Here is an 18,782-nt window from a genome sequence, read left to right on the forward strand (position 1 = left end):
GAGTCAATTCTCCCAGACGATTGTCAGCGCCTCATCGCCGGCCATGCGCTCCAGGTGGCTCGCCACCACACTCTCGAGGCTGTCGAGGGCGTCCACGTCCAGGGCCTCGATGGCCACTAGAAGGCGCTCTTGTTCGGCCTCCATCAGGCAGGTGCCCGTTTCGAACTGAACGCGGCCATGCCCCTCACCATGCTCGACCTCGAACTTATGCGACCAGTGCTTGCACAGGCGATTGATCAACTTGCTGCCGGACTCAGTAGGGATCTCGGCACGTGAGATGGGCATAACGGGCTCCGTATGTGTCGGTCATGAATTCATAGCCTATGACGATGCGCCCTGGTAGCGCCACCCCAGGTAGAAGGGCGACCTTGACATCTGGACGCGACAGGCGGCATTACGCCATACTGCTCGGCATCCGCAAATAAGAATCATGCGTAAAAGATAACCGAATCCGGTTAGCATCCCGACTACCGGATTGCGACATGACCCTTCAACGAGAAAGACATCCACCTATGAATACCTCTCTGCTCAAGGCCGTCGGTGGCTCGGTCATTGCACTTGGCTGCATGGCCGCACAGGCCGACACCATCACCGTGACGGACATCGCCGACCGCGAGGTCACCCTCGAGGCGCCCGTTGAGCGCATGATCCTGGGTGAAGGCCGCCAGATCTATCTGCTGGGGGCGCTGGAATCCGACGCTCCCTTCGAACACGTCGTCGGCTGGCGCAAGGACTTCTCCCAGGCGGATCCTGACAACTACGCGAGCTACGCGGCCAAGTTCCCCGAAATGGAAGACATCCCGACCTTCGGTGGTTTCAAGGACGGCACCTTCGACGTCGAGCAGGCCGCAGCGCTCACGCCTGACGTGGTGCTGATGAACCTCGAGGCCAAGGCGGCAACCGAAGATGCCGCCTACGACGAAAAGCTGGGCCAGCTCGGCATTCCTATCGTCTACGTGGACTTCCGCGAGGACCCGCTCCAGAACACCATCCCCTCCATGCGCCTGATGGGCCGCCTGCTGGGTGAGGAAGAAAAGGCCCAGGCCTTCATCGACTTCGCCGAAGCGCAAATGGCCCGTGTTACCGAGACCATCGAGGCTGCCGACCCCGAGCGCCCCAAGGTCTTCATTGACCGTGCCGGCGGCTATTCCGAGGACTGCTGCATGAGCTTCGGTCCGGCCAATTTCGGTGAGTATGTCGAACTCGCTGGGGGCGACAACATCGCCGCCGAGATCATTCCCAACACCTTCGGCAATCTCAACCCCGAGCAGATCATTGCCGCCAACCCCGACCACGTCGTGGTCACCGGCGGCAACTGGGATGCCTACGTGCCAGGCGGCGACTGGGTAGGCGTGGGGCCGGGCGCCGATATGGAAACGGCCCGGGAGAAGCTTGAAGGACTGACCGAGCGCACCGCCATGACCGGCATCAACGCCGTCGAGAACGGCAACTTCCACGCCATCTGGCACCAGTTCTACAACAGCCCCTATTACTTCGTTGCCGTGCAGCGCCTCGCCAAATGGCTGCACCCGGAGCTGTTCCAGGACCTGGACCCCGAGGAGACGCTTGAGACCCTCCACGAGCGCTTCCTGCCGGTCGATTACCAACCCGGATACTGGACCTCCTTGAATGAGCAGTGACACCACCGTCAGCCCCGCCGCCGCTCGAGAGGGCGAGTTCTATCGCTATCTGGTGATCAGGCGGCAGCTGATTCTCGCCGCCCTCACCCTGGCGCTGGGCCTGAGCCTTTGTGTTGATCTAGCGCTCGGGCCTGCGCGCTATGGGCTGGGGGAAGTGATCACCGCCCTGCTGACGCCGGATAACGTCAGCCCCTCGGTCAAAGTGATCCTGTGGGAAATTCGTATGCCGGTCGCGCTGATGGCGCTGGTCGTCGGTGCCAGCCTGTCGATCGCCGGCGCCCAGATGCAGACCATCCTCAGCAATCCGCTGGCCAGCCCCTTCACGCTGGGCATCTCGGCCGGTGCGAGTTTCGGCGCCGCGCTGGCGCTCGCCTTTGGCGTATCGCTGGTGCCCGCCGCGGTCGACTACATCATCCCGATCAATGCCTTCGTCATGGCCATGCTGACCGCCGGCGCCATTCACCTGCTGAGCATGCGCCGCGGGGTGACGATCGAAACCATCGTGCTGCTCGGCATCGCCATGGTGTTCATCTTCAACTCGCTGATGGCGCTGATTCAGTTCTTCGCCAGCCAACAGGCAGTATCCGCGGTGGTGTTCTGGACCATGGGCAGCCTGACCAAGGCCACCTGGCCCAAGTTATGGATCGCCCTCGGCGTACTGGCCTTCATTCTGCCCCTGCTGGCGCGTCGTGGCTGGGCACTGACCGCCATGCGCCTGGGCGACGCTAAGGCCGAGAGCCTGGGCGTCAACCCCCGCGCACTGCGCCTGGAAGTGCTGGTGCTGGTCTCGCTGCTGGCCGCCATCTCGGTCGCCTTCGTCGGCACCATCGGCTTCATCGGCCTGGTCGGGCCGCATATCGCCCGCCTGCTGCTAGGGGAAGATCAGCGCTTCTTCCTGCCTGGCTCAGCGCTGTGCGGCGCCCTGATCCTTTCCGTGGGTTCAGTGCTGTCGAAGATCATCTTGCCCGGCACCATCATTCCCATCGGCATTATCACCTCGCTGGTGGGCATTCCGTTCTTCCTGTTCCTCGTGCTCAGCCACAAGAAGGCTTCATGGTAACGCTCACGCTAGATCGCCTTTCGGCCCACTATGGCCGGCGCCAGATCCTCTCAGAGATCACCACGCCAACCTTCGCCGGCGGCCAGATCGTGTCCCTGCTTGGCCCCAATGCGGCCGGCAAGTCGACCCTCTTCCGGCGCATCCTCGGGCTGCTCAAGGGTGGTGGCGAAGTCCGTATCGAGGGCACCACCCGCGAGCGCCCGGTGGCCTACATGCCCCAGGAGACCGGGTCCAGCGCAGTGCTGACGGTGTACGAATCGGTGCTGTTGGCGCGCATGCAGGGGCGCAGTCTGAAGGTGCAGCCCGACGATCTTCATGAGGTCGACCGCTCCCTTAACGACCTGGGCATCGCGTCACTGGGCGAGCGCGATATCAGTGATCTCAGTGGAGGACAGCGACAGCTGGTGAGCGCGGCCCAGGCGCTGGTTCAGGCCCCGGAGATCCTGCTCCTCGATGAGCCGACCTCGGCGCTGGACCTGCACCGTCAAATCAGCCTGCTGAGTATCCTGCGGCGACTGGCCCGCGAGCGGGAGATGCTGATCATCGCCTCGCTGCATGACATCGGCCATGCGCTGCGCTTCACCGACCAGGCCATGGTGCTCGAAAGCGGCCAGCTGGTGGCATGCGGCACGACCGAGCAGGTGGTGACCCCGACACTGCTGCGCCACGTCTTTCAGGTCGACGCCCGCATCGAGCCTTGCTCAATGGGGCGCCCCCAGCTCATCGTCGAAGCAGCCGTTTAAACCGTCCCTCGAACCCCGCAAGCACAGCACCGCCCAACACCAGCGGCAAGGCAAGCAAGAAGCCGCTGGTGACTGGCAGTCCGAATATCCACAGATCCGCCAGCACCGGCCAGATCAGCGCCACATACTCGAATGGCGCCAGACGCGAGACCTCGGCGTAGCGCAGCGCCAGGGTCATGCAGATGTGCGCCGCACCGCCAAACAGCCCCGACAACACCAGCAAGCCAAGCGTCTCCCCCGAGACGGCCACCCACCCCAGCGGCAGCGTTGCGAGCCCCGCCAGCGTCGTGACCATCACGAAGTAGAAAGCGATGGAGGCCGCCGTCTCGGTGCGCGAAATCCGCCGCACCGTCATTAACGCCCCCGCCGTCAGCAAGGCCGCCAGGATGCCCAGCAGATACCCCAGCACACGAGCACCCTCCTGAGGGCCTTGCAGGTCCGGCACCACCAGCACCGCCACCCCGCTAAGCACCAGCGCCAGAGCCACCCCACGATGCAGGGAGAACCGCTCGCCGAGCAGCAGCACCCCGCCCACCGCCATGGCGACCGGCGACAGCTGCGCCAGAAGCGTCGCCTCGGCCACCGGTAGCCGTGCCACGGCCGCGAAGGAGGCAAACATCGCCGCCGCCCCCAGCCCCGAGCGCAGCAGATGCCCGAGCGGGCGCTGCGTGGCCAGGGCCGCGGGGAACTGCCGACGCCATGTCATGAAGGCAACGATCGGCAGCAATGCGAACAGCGAGCGGAAGAACACGGTCTGACCCAGCGGCACATCAATGCTCACCGCCTTGACGCACACCATCATCCCTGTGAAAAGAAGGCCTGATAGCAGCCTGAGCAGGATGCCGGCCAACGGCCGATCCGCGACATCGTCCATGAGTATCCTTGTCGTTTTATCCGTGTAAAAAGGGCGTTGCTCGCCGTGCCGTCGACAGTCGGCTCACCGGCGAGCGAGGCGATATGGTACACGGGAACCGGGAATGATTCCCATCTCCACGCGACGGCGGATGGCTAATCGACACCCGGCACCGACAAGCGACATGACAAAAGAGGCACCACCGCGATACGTTGGCAATTGGCTATATAAGGAAAACAGAACACATGGATGAACGGCTGGCATGCCTCACGAACCTCCGCACGGGAAGCCCTTTCAACAAGCCCAGCCTGCTACTGGCCATCATCTGCGAGATCCAGACTGGCCATCTCATGTCGAACATCGTCGTGATCAGCGACCGACTGATGGTCCGCTACCACGACCTCTACGAGCTGTTAACAACAGAGAGACACAAAGCCAACCCGTGGCTTCCTTTATGGCATCTGCGCAATGATAAAGGGCCATCCGGCCCACTGTGGTCACCTGACTACTCGCCTGAAACCGGCTCACGAGCAAGCGCGTTAGGGCAGCCTAAGTCCATGAGGCGGTTATTGGAACGCTTCTCTTCCGCTCGACTGGACCCAGTGCTTTTCTCGGTGCTGCAGGAGCCGCGGAAAGCCGAAGAGGCCTGCACTCTGATGGCGGATCATTACCTATCATCAGATAGAGTGGTCTATACCCGGCTCCAGACATACCTCCAGACAGCATTGGCTAGCGGCACATACGAGAAACAGCCAGAACAATTGCGGGGCATGGTCCAGGAAACAGGGCAGCACTATGCACGCTCCGCTGCTTTCCGCTCTTTGGTGCTGGAAGCCTATGACTATCGCTGTGCCGCCAGTCGCAGGCGCTTCATTACACCCGATTACCGTTACCTGACAGAAGCCGCCCATATCATCCCATTCGTCGATAGCCAGAACGATCACCCCAGCAATGGCCTGGCAATGACTCCCGATCTGCATTGGGCCATGGACAACCACCTGGTCGCGCCCGGCCCGGACCTCAGATGGCACGTAAGCGCCGCCGTCGACCCGCTCTTAGAGGACAATCGTTGGCTACACCGACTGGACGGTGCACCGCTTTACTTGCCGAGTAGCGAGCACTACCAGCCAGACCCCGCTGGGCTTCACTGGCGCATGCAGCGCCTGTTGCGTTAAGGCCGGACACAACAAGGCCCCGCCTCCTTGCGGAGCGCGGGGCCTTGATCATTCGGGAAAGAAACCGCTTACGGCTTCATGTCCTCGAAGAACTTCTTCACGCCATCGAAGAAGCTGGTCTTCTTCGGCGAGTGATGACTCTTGCTGCCTTCCAGGCTGTCCTGGAACTGACGCAACAGGTCCTTCTGCTCATCGCTGAGCTTGACCGGCGTTTCCAGCACGACCTTGCACAGCAGATCGCCGGGAGGTCCGCCGCGTACCGGCTTGACGCCCTTGCCACGCATGCGGAAGAGTCTGCCGGTCTGGGTCTCGGGCGGAATCTTCAGCTTGACCCGGCCATTCAGCGTCGGCACCTCGAGTTCACCGCCCAGGGCGGCGTCAACGAAGTTGATCGGCACGTCGCACTGCAGATCGCGACCCTCGCGACGGAAGATCTTGTGCGGCTTGATCGCCACCTGCACGTAGAGATCACCGGGCGGGCCACCGTTAATGCCAGATTCGCCCTCGGCATTGAGGCGAATGCGATCGCCGGTATCGACGCCAGCCGGAATCTTCACCGAGAGGGTACGCGTCTCGCGTACGCGCCCTTCGCCATGACACTCGTGGCACGGCACCTTGATGTGCTGACCGCTGCCGTGACAGGTCGGGCAGGTCTGCTGCACGGCGAAGAAGCCCTGCTGCATGCGCACCTGGCCTTGACCGGCACAGGTCGGGCAGGTGTCCTTGGTGGACCCCGGCTCGGCACCGCCGCCGTCACAGCGGCCACACTCGACATGGCGCGGTACGCGAATATCGACCGAAGTGCCAGCCACCGCGTCCTCAAGATCAAGCTCGAGGTTATAGCGCAGATCGGAGCCACGCTGCGGGGCATTCGGATGGCGCCGACCACCGCCGCCACCGAAGATGTCACCGAAGACATCACCGAAGATATCGCTGAAGCCACCAGCGCCGCCGCCGCCGAAGCCGCCACCGCCGCCGGCTTGGCCATCGACACCGGCATGACCAAACTGGTCATAGGCTTCACGTTTCTCGGAATCGCTCAGGACCTCGTAGGCCTCGGACACTTCCTGAAACTTCTGCTGTGCGGTTTCATCATCCGGATTGCGGTCCGGGTGAAACTTCTGGGCGAGGCGTCGATAGGCTTTCTTGACCTCTTTCTGGTCAGCCCCGCGCTCGATGCCCAGAACTTCATAGTAATCACGTTTGGACATGGGTCTGTCCGCCTCCGTAGCGACAGTGCGGAAACACCAACGCGGGAGTCAGGCTCCCGCGCTGGCGTCATCCGTCATTCAGATGTCGTGGTTTACTGCTTTTTCTGGTCGTCGTTGACTTCTTCGTACTCGGCGTCGACCACGTCATCTTCCTGCTTGCCACTCGCCTCGGCGCCAGCCTGAGCCTGTTCGCCTTCGGCCTGCTCGGCGTACATCTTCTGAGCAAGGGCACCGGAGGCTTCGGTCAGCGCATCCAGCTTGGCTTGGATGTCTTCCTGATCGTCGCCTTTGGACGCTTCTTCCAGCTCGGCGATGGCCGTTTCGATCTTCTGCTTCTCGTCGTCGCTGGCCTTGTCGCCGGCTTCTTCGATGGTCTTCTTGGCCGCGTGAACCATGCCGTCGGCCTGGTTGCGCAACTGGACCAGTTCCTCGAACTTCTTGTCCTCTTCGGCGTGGGTCTCAGCGTCCTGGACCATCTGCTCGACTTCTTCCTCGGACAAGCCACTGGAGGCCTTGATGACGATCGACTGTTCCTTACCGGTGGCCTTGTCCTTGGCGGACACGTTGAGGATGCCGTTGGCGTCCAGGTCGAAGGCGACCTCGATCTGCGGCACACCACGCGGCGCCGGCGGAATGTCGGCCAGATCGAAGCGACCCAGAGACTTGTTACCGCTGGACTGCTTGCGCTCACCCTGCAGGACGTGGATGGTCACGGCCGTCTGGTTGTCATCCGCGGTCGAGAAGGTTTGCGTCTTCTTGGTCGGGATAGTCGAGTTCTTCTCGATCAGCGGCGTCATCACGCCACCCAGGGTCTCGATACCCAGTGTCAGCGGCGTCACGTCGAGCAGCAGCACGTCCTTGACGTCACCGCCCAGCACGCCGCCCTGGATGGCAGCACCCACGGCCACGGCTTCGTCCGGGTTGACGTCCTTGCGGGCATCCTTACCGAAGAATTCGGCGACCTGCTTCTGCACCATCGGCATGCGGGTCTGACCGCCCACCAGGATCACGTCGTCGATATCGGACGCGGACAGGCCAGCATCGGAAAGCGCGGTCTTGCAGGGGCCCATGGAGCGCTTGATCAGGTCCTCGACCAGCGACTCGAGCTTGGCACGGGTCACCTTGACGTTGAGGTGCTTGGGACCGGTGTTGTCAGCGGTGATGTAGGGCAGATTGACGTCAGTCTGCTGGGCGCTGGACAACTCGATCTTGGCCTTCTCGGCAGCTTCCTTGAGGCGCTGCATGGCCAGCTTGTCGCCAGACAGGTCGATGCCGCTGTCGGACTTGAACTGATCGACGAGATAGTTGATCAGCGTCATGTCGAAGTCTTCGCCGCCCAGGAAGGTGTCGCCATTGGTGGCAAGCACTTCGAACTGGGTCTCGCCGTCGACGTCGGCCACTTCGATGATGGAAATATCGAAGGTACCGCCACCCAGGTCATAGACCGCGATGGTCTTGTCGCCGCGCGACTTGTCCATGCCATAGGCCAGCGCCGCCGCGGTCGGCTCGTTGATGATGCGCTTGACTTCAAGGCCGGCGATGCGACCCGCGTCCTTGGTGGCCTGACGCTGAGAGTCGTTGAAGTAGGCCGGCACGGTGATCACCGCTTCGGCCACTTCTTCGCCAAGGTATTCCTCAGCGGTCTTCTTCATCTTCATCAGGACTTCAGCGCTGACCTGCGGCGGTGCCAGCTTCTTGTCCTTGACCTGTACCCAGGCGTCGCCATTGTCGGCTTCGGTGATGGTGTAAGGCACCATCTTCACGTCCTTCTGGACGACATCGTCCTTGAAGCGACGGCCGATCAGGCGCTTGATGGCGTACAGGGTGTTTTCCGGGTTAGTGACCGCCTGGCGCTTGGCCGCCTGGCCCACCAGTGTCTCGCCGTCATCGGTGTAGGCGATGATGGACGGCGTGGTGCGGCCACCTTCGGCGTTCTCGATAACTTTGGCGCTGTCGCCGTCGAGAACGGCGACACAGGAGTTGGTTGTCCCCAGGTCAATACCGATGATGCGTCCCATAGGAAATCCTCGAAGTCGTTGCTTTGAATCGTTGCTCGCGGCGAATGCCGCGGGGTTGTCGTCTATGTGGGGGCCGCTGAGATCTTTTCAAGCCCTTTTTTAACGACGTTTTCCGAATTGCTGTCATGCACGGTTGATGGCGTGCATGAATGGCGCATCACTAATGGACGCACCTGCCTGACCTCAGTTCGCGGCCTGGCTGACCACCACCATCGCCGGGCGTACCAGGCGACCATTGAGCAGATAGCCCTTCTGCATCACCTCGATGACGGTGTTGGGCTCGACATCGGGCGACGGCACCATGGTCAGCGCCTCGTGATACTGCGGGTCGAACGGTTCACCCTCGGGGTCGACGGTCTCCACCCCGAACTTGGAAAGCACGTCCTGCTGCATCTTCAGCGTCATCGACACGCCCTCGCGGTGCGTTTCGCTGGCCCCATCTTCCATGGCTTCCAGCGCCTTCTCGAGGCTATCGATCACCGGGAGCAGTTCCTTGACGAACCTTTCCAGCGCGAACTTGCGCGCCTTCTCGACGTCCTGCTCGGCGCGGCGGCGCACATTCTGCGCTTCAGCGGCGGCGCGCAGCTGCTGGTCCTTGGCCTCTTGCAGGCTCTCTTCGAGCTCTTCGACCTTCGCGGCCAACATATCGGCCTCGGCGTTGTCGTCAGCCTCGCTCTCGTGCTCGAGGGTCTCGACAGGGTCGTGAATTTCTGTCTCGAGCGTGCTGTGATCGGACTCGTCTTCCTGTGATGGCGTCTGAGGTTCTTTAGCCATGAGCATCTCCTGACGTCGGAAGGCGGCTAACGGCCGCCCTGGCAGCTGAATGAGTCAACTATATGAGTGAACTACCGCCTATATGGGGATGGTCATGGCGAACTCAAGGCATGGCGTCACCGCGTTTACGCTGGCAATTGAAGAGGGGCATGGACTACTGTATAAACACACAGACCATGATGCGAAACAGCGGGACATAACCTTCACGGGCGGGAGACAGCCATGCTGGTGCAGCTTGCCATTCAGGACTTTGCCATCGTCGAGCGACTCGACCTGGAGCTTCAGGGCGGCATGACCGCCATCACCGGCGAGACCGGCGCCGGCAAGTCGATCCTGCTCGGGGCTCTGGGGCTATGCCTCGGTGAACGTGCCGATACCGGCAGTGTCCGCCATGGCGCCGAACGCGCCGACCTGAGCGCGCGTTTCGATATTGGTGACCTACCCGCCGCGCGCCACTGGCTTGAGTCCCGTGAGCTTCCCGCCGATGACTGCCTGCTTCGGCGAGTGATCACCAAGAGCGGCCGCTCCAAGGCCTGGATCAACGGCCAACCGGCCACTATCGCCGACCTCAAGTCACTCGGCGAGCACCTGATAGAGATTCACGGTCAACATGCCCACCAGGCGCTGCTGAACGAGGATACGCATCTGCGTCTACTCGACGACTTCGCCGGCCACCGCCCTGCCGTGACCCAAATGGCCGAGACGTTCAAGGCCTGGCAAGCGAGCCGTCGGCAACTGAAGCGACTCGCCGAGGACGGCGACGAGATCCAGGCCCGCCGCCAGTTGCTGCGCTATCAGGTTGAGGAACTCGATCAACTGGCGCTGGCCGAGGGTGAGCTCGCCCAACTCGAGGACGAGCAGGAGCGCCTTGCCCATGCCGAAGAACACCTTCGCGAGAGCCAGTTCGCCAGCGAATGCTGCGAGAACGACGAAGGCGGCGCCCTGACGCTGCTCAACCAGGCCATGAACCATCTTTCGCCGCTACCCGGCAGCGAAAAGGGTGCCCTGGCCGAGGCGCTGGGCATGCTCGACAGCGCCCGCATTCAGATCGAAGAGGCGGCCCGTGAGTTGGCCCGCTTTGCCGATGCCACCGAGCTTGACCCCGAACGCCTGACGCAGGTCGACAATCGCCTCAGTGAAGTGCACCGCATCGCTCGCAAGCACCACGTGATGCCTGAAGAAATAACCGCTCTGCATCAGCGCCTGCGCGAAGAGCTTGAGGGGCTGGATGGCGGCGAGCACGATATCGAAGCGCTCACCGCCGAGGTCGAAGCACTGCGTGAACAGTGGCGGACAGAAGCCAAGGAGGTCAGCGAGGCACGCCACAAGGCGGCCAAACGCTTCGGCAAGGAAGTGCAGGCGCAGCTGGCGTTTTTGGCCATGGGCAAGGCACGTTTCGAGGTCGCCATCGAGGAGCGCACCAACCCAGCACCTGATGGACTCGACCGCGTGCAGTTTTTGATCAGCGCCAACCCGGGACAGCCGGCGCGGGCGCTTGCCAAGGTCGCCTCCGGCGGCGAGCTATCGCGCATCAGCCTGGCCATTCAGGTGGTGGCTGCCAGCCATTCGACAATTCCCACCCTGGTCTTCGACGAGGTCGACGTGGGGATCTCCGGCGCTACCGCCGAGATCGTCGGTCAGCTACTCAAACGCCTCGGCACCAATGGCCAGGTGATGACAGTGACGCACCTGCCCCAGGTGGCCGCACAGGCACACCAGCATCTGCATATCGAAAAGCAGGCCAAACGCGATCACACCCAGACCCGCATGGCGCTACTCGATGAAGGCGGCCGCATCGGCGAATTGGCGCGCATGCTCGGCGGCGTCAATCTTTCCGAGCGCACCCTGGCTCACGCACGGGAAATGCTCGACGCCAGCCAGCGACCGCACCACTAGCCAGCAACTCGTCGCGCCCGAGGCCGGTGGCGTTTAGCGCTCGCCTAGGGCACTCGCTCAGCCAGACAGGCGTGAGCCGTTCTCCTGAAAAACGCAAGGCGCCCACTCACTTGAGTCAGTACAGGCCTTGGCCCCCACCTTCCGATCGCCCAGATACGCTCTCAGACACGACAACGCCGACACTGAGGCCGGCGTTGTCTTGAATACTGTCGTATCAGAGTAAGGGGCTACTTCTTGGTAACGCCTTCCTGGCGTGTTGCTTGCGAGCCCTTCGGGCGCACATAGAGCACCAGGGCGTGATCCACGAGCTCATAGCCATGCTCATCAACGATTTCCTGCTGGCGGCGCTCGATTTGCTCGTCATAGAACTCGACGATTTCGCCACTTTCCAGGCAAACCATGTGGTCATGATGCTCGTCATGGGAAAGCTCGAAAACGGCGTGGCCACCATCGAAGTTATGGCGCACAACCAACCCCGCGGACTCAAATTGAGTCAGTACGCGATAGACGGTGGCAAGCCCTACATCCTCACCTGCATCCAGCAACGCCTTATAGACGTCTTCGGCGCTCAGGTGATGCTGATCAGAGGCATTCTCGAGGATCTGGAGTATCTTGACGCGCGGTAGCGTGACCTTGAGGCCCACTTTGCGCAGTTCATGGTTCTGGTCGGCCATGGTTGCTCTTCGCAGTAACGTGTAGGGTCGGGTATGATCGACCGAATCCACGATAGTGAAGAATAGGCGCAAATGCAAAAGTTGATGAAAATGCTCACCCTTTCGCTGACCCTGACGCTGGTCACTGGGTGCAGCTATTTAAGCGTTTACAAGCGCGATCTGGTTCAGGGCAACCTGGTCACCGAAGAAGCCGTGAGTCAGTTGCAAACCGGCATGAGCCGTAGCCAGGTCAAGGCAATCATGGGCACGCCGCTGCTCGAGGCACCGTTCAGCGACGACGAGTGGGACTATCTGTTCCGCCTCGACAAGGCCTATGGCGGTATCGACAAGCGCCGCGTGACCCTGAGTTTCGAGAATGACCGCTTGGCTGACATGAGCATGAGCGGTGATTTCGATGAGGCGCTGGATTTCACCGCTCAGCCGGGCATGGGACCCAGCAGCATGCCCGAAGACGACTCGACGAATCTGCGTCCCGGCAACGCCCCCAGTGTCGGCACGTCGATCGAATAAGAGCATCGTAAGGCAAGCGTCGTATAACACGCGCTGCATAAGCAGTACCGCGCGCTAGCGGGTGCGGAGTTGAGGGGCTTTCGGCTATTGCCATGCGAATGCGCTTATCACATGCATCGCAACAGCCGATACCGGCAAAAAATGCCTTAGCGCGACTTCGCCGCCTTGGCCGCCCGTGCAGCCCTGGCGGCCTTGGGATCAATCTTCAGCGGCCGATACACTTCTACCCGATCGCCCTCACGCAGGGCGTGGTTCTCGGGGTCTCGCAGCGCCTTGCCGAAGATACCCAGGTCCGCCTCGAGAAATGTCTCCACTGGCACTTCGGGGAAGTACTGCGGGAGCTCGGCCATGACGACCGCCTGGCGGGCGGTGGTATCGGCCGGCACGTTAAGTTCGACGATTTTCTGGCGCGTCGGCAGTGCATAGGCCACTTCTACCCGAATCGCCCCGTCGCCCTCAGTAGCGTCCATCGCTGCCATAGAGCTCGTTCGCGCGGCGCGAGAAGGAGTCGACCAGCTGTCCGGCCACCTGTTGAAAGAGCTTGCCAAAGGCCATGCCCATCAAGCGGTTGGAGAACTCGAACTCCATCTCCAGGCTGACCTTGCAGGAGTTCTCTCCCATCGGCGTGAACAGCCAACGCCCGCGCAGGCGCCGAAAAGGCCCCTGCACCAGCGACAGCTCGATACGATCCGGGCTGTAAAGGTCGTTACGGGTGGTAAAGCTCTGCTCGACACCGGCCTTGGCCAGCGTCAGCTCACCGATCAGATGCTTAGCATCAGACTCGATAAGGCGCGCCCGCTTACAACCCGGAAGGAATTCCGGGTAACGTTCGAAATCATTAACCAGGTTGAACATCGCCTGGGGGGAATGCCGCACCAAGGCGGACCGATTGACCGTTGGCATCTACCTCTCCGCTGACTTTACAGGGGCTTGGGCGTATCATGTGCGGTTAATTCGTCAGGCCTTGAATGGTATCACGCTTCCCCCCACCTACCATCCAACGCAGTGAAGCGAACACCGAGGCATATCGAGACAGAGGTTCCATGGCCAATAAGAAAGGCAAGAGCAAGGGCCCAAGCAGCAACGTCATCGCCCAGAACAAGAAGGCACGCTTCGAGTACCACATCGATGAAACCTTCGAGGCAGGCCTGGCCCTGTCCGGCTGGGAAGTGAAAAGTCTGCGTGCGGGCAAGGCTCAGCTCACCGACACCTACATCCTGATCAAGAACGGCGAGGCTTGGCTGCTGGGCACGCACATCACGCCGCTCAACACCATCAGCACGCATGAACTTGCCGATCCGACACGGACCCGCAAGCTGCTTCTGCATCGCAAGGAAATCGCCAAGATCTTCTCGCGCACCCAGGACAAGGGCCACACCTGTGTTCCCCTCAAGCTCTACTGGAAGAACAGCCTGATCAAGTGTGAGCTTGCGCTGGTCACAGGCAAGAAGCAGCACGATAAACGTGCCACCGAGAAGGAGCGTGACTGGAATCGCCAGAAAGCACGCATCATGCGCGACGCCAAGTAGAAAAGCTTTTTTTGGCATGGCGACACCTTGAACTGGCGTAGTAATGGCCTCACCTGTTAAACTGAAGACGTTCCACGGGGGCGACATGGCTTCGACGCCGATGACAACCTCCTAGGTGCATGCCGAGAGCGTGATGTATCTCGTAAATCCAACATCACGATTAAATAGTCGCAAACGACGACAACTACGCTCAGGGCGCACTGGCAGCTTAAATAGCTGTTAGTTGTTAGCCTGGCCCAGAAGTTACGTGCCCATTCGTGACGGACGGGAGAAGAGCCAAAGATAATGGGATCGCGGTTGGTAGCGTCTTCCTGCCAATCGTTAAACTTTAGAAGAATCGCGGTATTGGATCCTGCCCGTCGGAGCCAATCCCGCTAAATCAAATGACGGACCTAAGCATGTAGAGCCGAAGAGCGCGTGTCGGCGGACGCGGGTTCAATTCCCGCCGCCTCCACCAACACCAGAGAAGAGCCACCCAACCGGGTGGCTTTTTTCGTTTCCGCTGACCCTCAAATCAGCGCAGTGTCGACACTCTTCACACCCCCGGGGTTCAACCCCGCCGCCTCCACCAACACCAGAGAAGAGCCACCCAACCGGGTGGCTTTTTTCGTTTCCGCAGGCCCTCAAACCAGAGCGGTGTCGGCACTCTTCACACTCCCCGGGCTCAACCCCGCGCCGTCTACACCCGCTCCAGAGGAAAGCCACCCAACCGGGTGGCTTTTTCGTTTCCGAGGCCCTCGAACTAGCACCGAGTCGGCACTCTTCATACTCCCGAGCTCAGTCCCGTTCATACCCTGCATGGCGCGGCAGCGGCGTTCTCATGACAACCGATACTTGCCCTCGGACGCTAGCAGTGGAACCATCAGCGTTTACCATGCTCTCACTTGCGTCTACACCACGCCGAGGAGGCTCGATGTTTGCGTTGATGCGCTACCTGCCGCTGGCCATGCTGCTGGCAACGACTGCCCTGACGCCATCACTGGCAGAGGAAACAACTGATCGACCTGTCTTTGGATGGGTAGAAAAGGCACATATCGAGCCTTGGGGCGTTGAAGTGAAGGCCAAGCTCGACAGCGGCGCCCTGACATCATCGCTAGACGCGCGTGATATCGAGCGCTTCAAGAAAGATGGTGATGAATGGGTGCGCTTTCGTCTCGAGTTAGAAGATGAAGAAAGCGGCGAGGTCTTCGAAAAAGCCCTTGAGCGACCGGTTAACCGCAACTTGCTGCTCCGCGGCGCAGGCGGCACCTCACGCCGGCCCACGGTGATCATGCCAATCTGCCTGGGAAATACGCGCTACGAAGAAGACTTCAGCCTGCGTGATCGCAGCAAGATGAATTACCCGGTACTGCTTGGCCGCCGCACCATCAGCCACCTGGGTGTACTGGATGTCGACAAGACATTTCTCAGTGAACCGGGCTGCGACGAGGATTCACCCACGGTGCCCTTCGTTGATGAGAAGTAGTGACCTGACATAAAAACCACCCGCACTGGGGTGGTTATATAAACGGCTCCCGGGGATTAGCTGACAAAACGGCTTGCCGACACCCACTTCATGGCACATAACAGCGGCTGGCGCCCTGACACCGGGCGCAGCAGCAGAAACCTCAGCTGGCCAGTAGCGCCTCTCGGCGCATCGCGCTGGCCTGGGCCATGCGCCACTCCAGGTCATCTGCCCGGCACTTGACGCTATGGCAACGTGCGCAGACCACGATATCCCTATCTTCATCGCGGGTGGGAATTCGAAAGTGCTGGGCACCGCAGATCGAACATTCCAACTCTAGCCGAACCTCCAACATACCGCTTATCTCCTGATTACCGGTCGGGCGAATCCTGCGCCTGCAACTTCTGGTAGTATATAGCGCACTATCTAACAGGCAATGTACAATCCCTGTATAACTCAGGTTTGTCGTGCGAGAATGCGCCCTGAACGCGTCGATTCAGCGGCCGTTATAGCGAAACAACATGACCCTGGCATGACAGGCAAGAACTTGTGGCGGTAATCGTCGCATGCTGTGATGCCTGACAACGCGCCGATGCGCGCCCTACTCCCCATCATTCACACCATCACATGGAGGCATGTGTGCTGACATTGCGACCGCTACCCTTGATGGCCTGGCTGCTGACGGCATTGATGCTGTTCGGCATTCAGGCTCAGGCTCAGGAGAGCCCACCCGGCGATACGCCGGCCTATTCCACCTTGGCCGACCTGCTCGAGAACGACGCAACTCGCACCCAGTTGATCGAACAATTGCGTGGCATGGCCGATAACGCCCAGGCAGCCGCCTCCTCTAGCACAGAGGCCGCTGCAGGTCAGGCTCCCAGCGGCCAAGAGGCCAATGCCGCTTCTTTGCCGCGCCAACTGGCCGAACTGACCAGTACCATTGCCAGTGAGATCGGCAGTCAGCTTGAAGGACTCGCCACGGCTGTCAGCGGTATCGTCCAGGGGGCGGGCACTGGTCAGGCGTTCGATATGACGGCCTTCACCTCGGCGGCACTGAATCTGGGGCTGGTGATCATCGCCACCTTCGTGCTGTTCGTCGCCTTCCGGCGTCTGGCGCGGCCGGCCTTCACGGCCACCAGCCGCTGGTCGCAGCAGGGCAGCGGCATGACGCCGGTGATTCGCCTGTTAGTGGCCGTGGTGATCGCCGCCATCGTTGATGTGCTGGTAATCTCGCTGGCGTATGTGGGCGGCAATCTTATCGCCACCTTCGCTATCGGCGAGAGCGGCGAGCTATCGACACGGGCCTCACTGTTCCTCAACGCCTTCCTGGTGATTGAACTGCTCAAGGCCGCCGTGCGCATGCTGTTTGCCTCCCGCTATAAAGGCTTGCGCCTGCTGCCTATCTCGGCCGAAGAAGCCAGCTACTGGAACCGCTGGATGGCTCATCTGATCGGCCTGATTGGCTATGGCCTGATGGTCGCCGTACCACTGCTTAACTATTACCTATCACCGGCACTCGGCCAGGGCATGGGCACGCTGATCATGCTTGGCGCCTTCGTCTATGCGGTCGCCGTGGTCCTCAAGAACCGCCAGCGCCTGCGTGATGGCATCGATGCCAAGGCCGCCAAGGCCACGATGAGCGCCACACGAGTGTCCCTGAAGCTGTTTGCACGCGTCTGGCACCTGCTGGCGATCGCCTACTTCCTGATGGTGCTGGTATTGACCTTCACCCGTCCCGAAGATGCACTGCCCTTCGTGTTGATGGCCACGCTGCAGACGCTCGCTGTGGTCGGTGCCGGCATGCTGCTCTCAAGCCTGCTGACTCAGACCATCGGCAAGCGCATTCGCCTGCCGGAGGATCTCAAGCGCAAGCTGCCGTTGCTCGAGACACGACTCAACGCCTATGTCCCCAACCTGCTGCGGGTCATCCGTGCACTGATCCTGATCACCGTTGTGATGATCACCGCCGGTGCCTGGGGCATCTTTGATCTTGCCAGCTGGTATGCCACCGACATGGGGCGTGGCCTGGTCGCCAAGGTCATCAGTGTGCTGGTCATCGTGACCGTGGCCATGGCGCTGTGGGTAGGTCTCGCCAGCCTGATCGAGCACCGCCTCAACCCGGAGACCGGCGGCGGCGAGCCAACGGCCCGTGCCCAGACGCTGCTGAGCCTGTTCCGTAACGCGCTGGCCATCACCATCATCGCCATGACGCTGATGATCGTGCTGTCCGAGATTGGCATTAACATCGGTCCGCTGATCGCGGGTGCCGGTGTGTTGGGTCTGGCCATCGGTTTCGGTGCCCAGAAGCTGGTACAGGACATCATTACCGGGGTGTTCATCCAGGTCGAGAACGCCATGAACACCGGTGATGTGGTCACCGTCGGCGGCATCACTGGTACGGCAGAGCGCCTGAGCATCCGCTCGGTAGGCATCCGTGACCTGTCCGGTACCTATCACATCGTGCCCTTCTCAAGCGTCGATACCGTGTCGAACTACATGCGCGAGTTCGCCTACCACGTCGGTGAGTACGGCATCGCCTACCGCGAGAGCATCGATGAAGCGATCGAGTGCCTGAAGGAAGCCTTCGAGGAACTGTCAGCCAGCGACGAGCACAAGCAGAACCTGCTCGCTCCGCTGGAGGTCGCCGGTGTCGTCGCCCTGGCTGACAGCTCGGTGAATATCCGCGTGCGCCTGAAGACCACGCCAGGCACCCAGTGGGCCACTGGCCGTGCCTACAATCGCCTGGTCAAGATGCACTTCGACGCCGCGGGCATCGAGATTCCCTTCCCGCACACCACGCTCTACTTCGGCGAAGACAAGGACGGCTCGGCGCCGGCCGGAAATGTTCGCGTCATCGAGGGGCGTGCCAAGCAACGGGCCAGCTCGGAAGGCGATGATGACACCGACGCTAACGAGGAACCGCTTAAAAGCGACGAGCGCTCGATTCCTCCCGCCGACTATGATGGCAAAAGCGAGGAGAACTGATCCGGGCTCACACCCTAAAGGATCGATGCAGGGCCGCCTTCGGGCGGCCCTTTTTTTGGTGCGCCAGGCATGGCGCGCAGCGCCGGACAGGTGCTGTTCCCGAGGGTGGTGCCTCGGGATGACTCGGGGGTGAGAGTCCCCTACGGACCCTGATAGCGGGAACCGTTAGCTGAACAGCAAGGGTGTCCGTCGCGAGGCGGAATCTGGAGGAAGCTGTAGGCAAACTCCTGGCCCGACGAACAGGAACCGCATACGAGGCTGTCGCACCTG

At 61.3% G+C, this 18,782-nt stretch carries 18 protein-coding genes and 1 other RNA gene; 10 read left to right on the forward strand and 9 right to left on the reverse strand.

Annotated features, from left to right (window positions below; translation table 11 throughout):
* Positions 1-3: 3 nt before the first annotated feature.
* Positions 4-285, reverse strand: coding sequence for a DUF2218 domain-containing protein (locus HF027_RS13115; RefSeq protein WP_168016394.1), 282 nt, complete (start codon positions 283-285; stop codon positions 4-6).
* A gap of 227 nt (positions 286-512) precedes the next feature.
* On the opposite strand from HF027_RS13115, the gene HF027_RS13120 reads away from it, so the two are divergent.
* Genes HF027_RS13120 through HF027_RS13130 form a run of 3 tightly spaced genes read left to right on the forward strand, consistent with a single transcriptional unit; the run spans position 513 to position 3,443 of the window.
* On the forward strand, positions 513-1,640 hold the full coding sequence (locus HF027_RS13120; protein WP_168016396.1) for an ABC transporter substrate-binding protein: 1,128 nt from the start codon (positions 513-515) through the stop codon (positions 1,638-1,640).
* On the forward strand, positions 1,630-2,700 hold the full coding sequence (locus HF027_RS13125) for a FecCD family ABC transporter permease (RefSeq protein WP_168016398.1): 1,071 nt from the start codon (positions 1,630-1,632) through the stop codon (positions 2,698-2,700). The genes HF027_RS13120 and HF027_RS13125 overlap by 11 nt, the downstream gene beginning before the upstream one ends.
* Positions 2,694-3,443, forward strand: a complete 750-nt coding sequence (locus HF027_RS13130; protein ID WP_168016400.1) for an ABC transporter ATP-binding protein — start codon at positions 2,694-2,696, stop codon at positions 3,441-3,443. Before HF027_RS13125 ends, HF027_RS13130 begins: the two co-directional genes overlap by 7 nt.
* On the opposite strand, the gene HF027_RS13135 is transcribed toward HF027_RS13130, so the two are convergent.
* Positions 3,421-4,317, reverse strand: a complete 897-nt coding sequence (locus HF027_RS13135; protein WP_168016402.1) for a DMT family transporter — start codon at positions 4,315-4,317, stop codon at positions 3,421-3,423. The two genes, HF027_RS13130 and HF027_RS13135, sit on opposite strands and share 23 nt — an antisense overlap.
* 224 nt (positions 4,318-4,541) lie before the next feature.
* On the opposite strand from HF027_RS13135, the gene HF027_RS13140 reads away from it, so the two are divergent.
* Positions 4,542-5,471 carry an HNH endonuclease gene (locus HF027_RS13140; protein ID WP_168016404.1) on the forward strand — a complete coding sequence of 310 codons (930 nt, stop codon included), beginning with the start codon at positions 4,542-4,544 and terminating at the stop codon, positions 5,469-5,471.
* Between the two features lie 68 nt (positions 5,472-5,539).
* On the opposite strand, the gene dnaJ is transcribed toward HF027_RS13140, so the two are convergent.
* The 3 genes from dnaJ to grpE all read right to left on the reverse strand — a co-directional run bounded on the left by dnaJ (position 5,540) and on the right by grpE (position 9,474).
* Positions 5,540-6,682 carry a molecular chaperone DnaJ gene (dnaJ, locus tag HF027_RS13145; RefSeq protein ID WP_168016406.1) on the reverse strand — a complete coding sequence of 381 codons (1,143 nt, stop codon included), beginning with the start codon at positions 6,680-6,682 and terminating at the stop codon, positions 5,540-5,542.
* Between the two features lie 92 nt (positions 6,683-6,774).
* Positions 6,775-8,700, reverse strand: a complete 1,926-nt coding sequence (gene dnaK / locus HF027_RS13150) for a molecular chaperone DnaK (RefSeq protein WP_168016408.1) — start codon at positions 8,698-8,700, stop codon at positions 6,775-6,777.
* A gap of 183 nt (positions 8,701-8,883) precedes the next feature.
* Positions 8,884-9,474: a nucleotide exchange factor GrpE gene (gene grpE, locus HF027_RS13155; protein ID WP_168016410.1), complete on the reverse strand. Its 591-nt coding sequence runs from the start codon at positions 9,472-9,474 to the stop codon at positions 8,884-8,886.
* A 222-nt stretch (positions 9,475-9,696) separates the two neighbouring features.
* On the opposite strand from grpE, the gene recN reads away from it, so the two are divergent.
* Positions 9,697-11,370, forward strand: a complete 1,674-nt coding sequence (gene recN, locus HF027_RS13160; protein WP_168016412.1) for a DNA repair protein RecN — start codon at positions 9,697-9,699, stop codon at positions 11,368-11,370.
* Between the two features lie 227 nt (positions 11,371-11,597).
* On the opposite strand, the gene fur is transcribed toward recN, so the two are convergent.
* Complete coding sequence (gene fur / locus HF027_RS13165; RefSeq protein ID WP_168016414.1) at positions 11,598-12,044, reverse strand: ferric iron uptake transcriptional regulator; 447 nt, start codon at positions 12,042-12,044, stop codon at positions 11,598-11,600.
* Between the two features lie 72 nt (positions 12,045-12,116).
* Between fur and HF027_RS13170 the strand changes: the two genes are divergently transcribed.
* A complete protein-coding gene (locus HF027_RS13170; RefSeq protein ID WP_168016416.1) occupies positions 12,117-12,554 on the forward strand; it encodes an outer membrane protein assembly factor BamE in 438 nt (145 codons plus the stop codon).
* Between the two features lie 146 nt (positions 12,555-12,700).
* On the opposite strand, the gene HF027_RS13175 is transcribed toward HF027_RS13170, so the two are convergent.
* Both HF027_RS13175 and HF027_RS13180 read right to left on the reverse strand, forming a co-directional pair.
* Positions 12,701-13,024 carry an RnfH family protein gene (locus HF027_RS13175; RefSeq protein ID WP_168016418.1) on the reverse strand — a complete coding sequence of 108 codons (324 nt, stop codon included), beginning with the start codon at positions 13,022-13,024 and terminating at the stop codon, positions 12,701-12,703.
* Complete coding sequence (locus HF027_RS13180) at positions 13,011-13,457, reverse strand: type II toxin-antitoxin system RatA family toxin (RefSeq protein WP_168016420.1); 447 nt, start codon at positions 13,455-13,457, stop codon at positions 13,011-13,013. Before HF027_RS13180 ends, HF027_RS13175 begins: the two co-directional genes overlap by 14 nt.
* Before the next feature lie 140 nt (positions 13,458-13,597).
* Here HF027_RS13180 and smpB point away from each other — a divergent pair, with 140 nt between their 5' ends.
* The 3 genes from smpB to rloA3 all read left to right on the forward strand — a co-directional run bounded on the left by smpB (position 13,598) and on the right by rloA3 (position 15,548).
* A complete protein-coding gene (smpB, locus tag HF027_RS13185) occupies positions 13,598-14,083 on the forward strand; it encodes an SsrA-binding protein SmpB (RefSeq protein WP_168016422.1) in 486 nt (161 codons plus the stop codon).
* A gap of 76 nt (positions 14,084-14,159) precedes the next feature.
* Positions 14,160-14,540: a transfer-messenger RNA gene (ssrA, locus tag HF027_RS13190) on the forward strand.
* Positions 14,541-14,996: 456 nt separating this feature from the next.
* Positions 14,997-15,548: a retropepsin-like aspartic peptidase RloA3 gene (gene rloA3 / locus HF027_RS13195; RefSeq protein ID WP_245184798.1), complete on the forward strand. Its 552-nt coding sequence runs from the start codon at positions 14,997-14,999 to the stop codon at positions 15,546-15,548.
* 142 nt (positions 15,549-15,690) lie between these two features.
* On the opposite strand, the gene HF027_RS13200 is transcribed toward rloA3, so the two are convergent.
* Positions 15,691-15,882, reverse strand: coding sequence for a hypothetical protein (locus HF027_RS13200; protein WP_168016424.1), 192 nt, complete (start codon positions 15,880-15,882; stop codon positions 15,691-15,693).
* Positions 15,883-16,154: 272 nt separating this feature from the next.
* On the opposite strand from HF027_RS13200, the gene ybiO reads away from it, so the two are divergent.
* Positions 16,155-18,512, forward strand: a complete 2,358-nt coding sequence (gene ybiO, locus HF027_RS13205; RefSeq protein WP_168016426.1) for a mechanosensitive channel protein — start codon at positions 16,155-16,157, stop codon at positions 18,510-18,512.
* Positions 18,513-18,782: the final 270 nt, after the last annotated feature.

It is taken from the genome of Halomonas salinarum, from assembly GCF_012062845.1.
Lineage (GTDB): Bacteria > Pseudomonadota > Gammaproteobacteria > Pseudomonadales > Halomonadaceae > Onishia > Onishia salinarum.

Excerpts from the sequence above, each read along its gene's own strand:
- HF027_RS13125 (WP_168016398.1), top strand. The coding sequence starts at position 1,630 with ATGAGCAGTGACACCACCGTCAGCCCCGCCGCCGCTCGAGAGGGCGAG.
- HF027_RS13180 (WP_168016420.1), bottom strand. The coding sequence starts at position 13,457 with ATGCCAACGGTCAATCGGTCCGCCTTGGTGCGGCATTCCCCCCAGGCG.
- HF027_RS13175 (WP_168016418.1), bottom strand. The coding sequence starts at position 13,024 with ATGGACGCTACTGAGGGCGACGGGGCGATTCGGGTAGAAGTGGCCTAT.
- HF027_RS13115 (WP_168016394.1), bottom strand. The coding sequence starts at position 285 with ATGCCCATCTCACGTGCCGAGATCCCTACTGAGTCCGGCAGCAAGTTG.
- smpB (WP_168016422.1), top strand. The coding sequence starts at position 13,598 with ATGGCCAATAAGAAAGGCAAGAGCAAGGGCCCAAGCAGCAACGTCATC.
- HF027_RS13130 (WP_168016400.1), top strand. The coding sequence starts at position 2,694 with ATGGTAACGCTCACGCTAGATCGCCTTTCGGCCCACTATGGCCGGCGC.
- HF027_RS13135 (WP_168016402.1), bottom strand. The coding sequence starts at position 4,317 with ATGGACGATGTCGCGGATCGGCCGTTGGCCGGCATCCTGCTCAGGCTG.
- rloA3 (WP_245184798.1), top strand. The coding sequence starts at position 14,997 with ATGTTTGCGTTGATGCGCTACCTGCCGCTGGCCATGCTGCTGGCAACG.
- HF027_RS13170 (WP_168016416.1), top strand. The coding sequence starts at position 12,117 with ATGCAAAAGTTGATGAAAATGCTCACCCTTTCGCTGACCCTGACGCTG.
- HF027_RS13200 (WP_168016424.1), bottom strand. The coding sequence starts at position 15,882 with ATGTTGGAGGTTCGGCTAGAGTTGGAATGTTCGATCTGCGGTGCCCAG.
- dnaK (WP_168016408.1), bottom strand. The coding sequence starts at position 8,700 with ATGGGACGCATCATCGGTATTGACCTGGGGACAACCAACTCCTGTGTC.
- fur (WP_168016414.1), bottom strand. The coding sequence starts at position 12,044 with ATGGCCGACCAGAACCATGAACTGCGCAAAGTGGGCCTCAAGGTCACG.
- grpE (WP_168016410.1), bottom strand. The coding sequence starts at position 9,474 with ATGGCTAAAGAACCTCAGACGCCATCACAGGAAGACGAGTCCGATCAC.
- dnaJ (WP_168016406.1), bottom strand. The coding sequence starts at position 6,682 with ATGTCCAAACGTGATTACTATGAAGTTCTGGGCATCGAGCGCGGGGCT.
- HF027_RS13140 (WP_168016404.1), top strand. The coding sequence starts at position 4,542 with ATGGATGAACGGCTGGCATGCCTCACGAACCTCCGCACGGGAAGCCCT.
- HF027_RS13120 (WP_168016396.1), top strand. The coding sequence starts at position 513 with ATGAATACCTCTCTGCTCAAGGCCGTCGGTGGCTCGGTCATTGCACTT.
- ybiO (WP_168016426.1), top strand. The coding sequence starts at position 16,155 with ATGGAGGCATGTGTGCTGACATTGCGACCGCTACCCTTGATGGCCTGG.
- recN (WP_168016412.1), top strand. The coding sequence starts at position 9,697 with ATGCTGGTGCAGCTTGCCATTCAGGACTTTGCCATCGTCGAGCGACTC.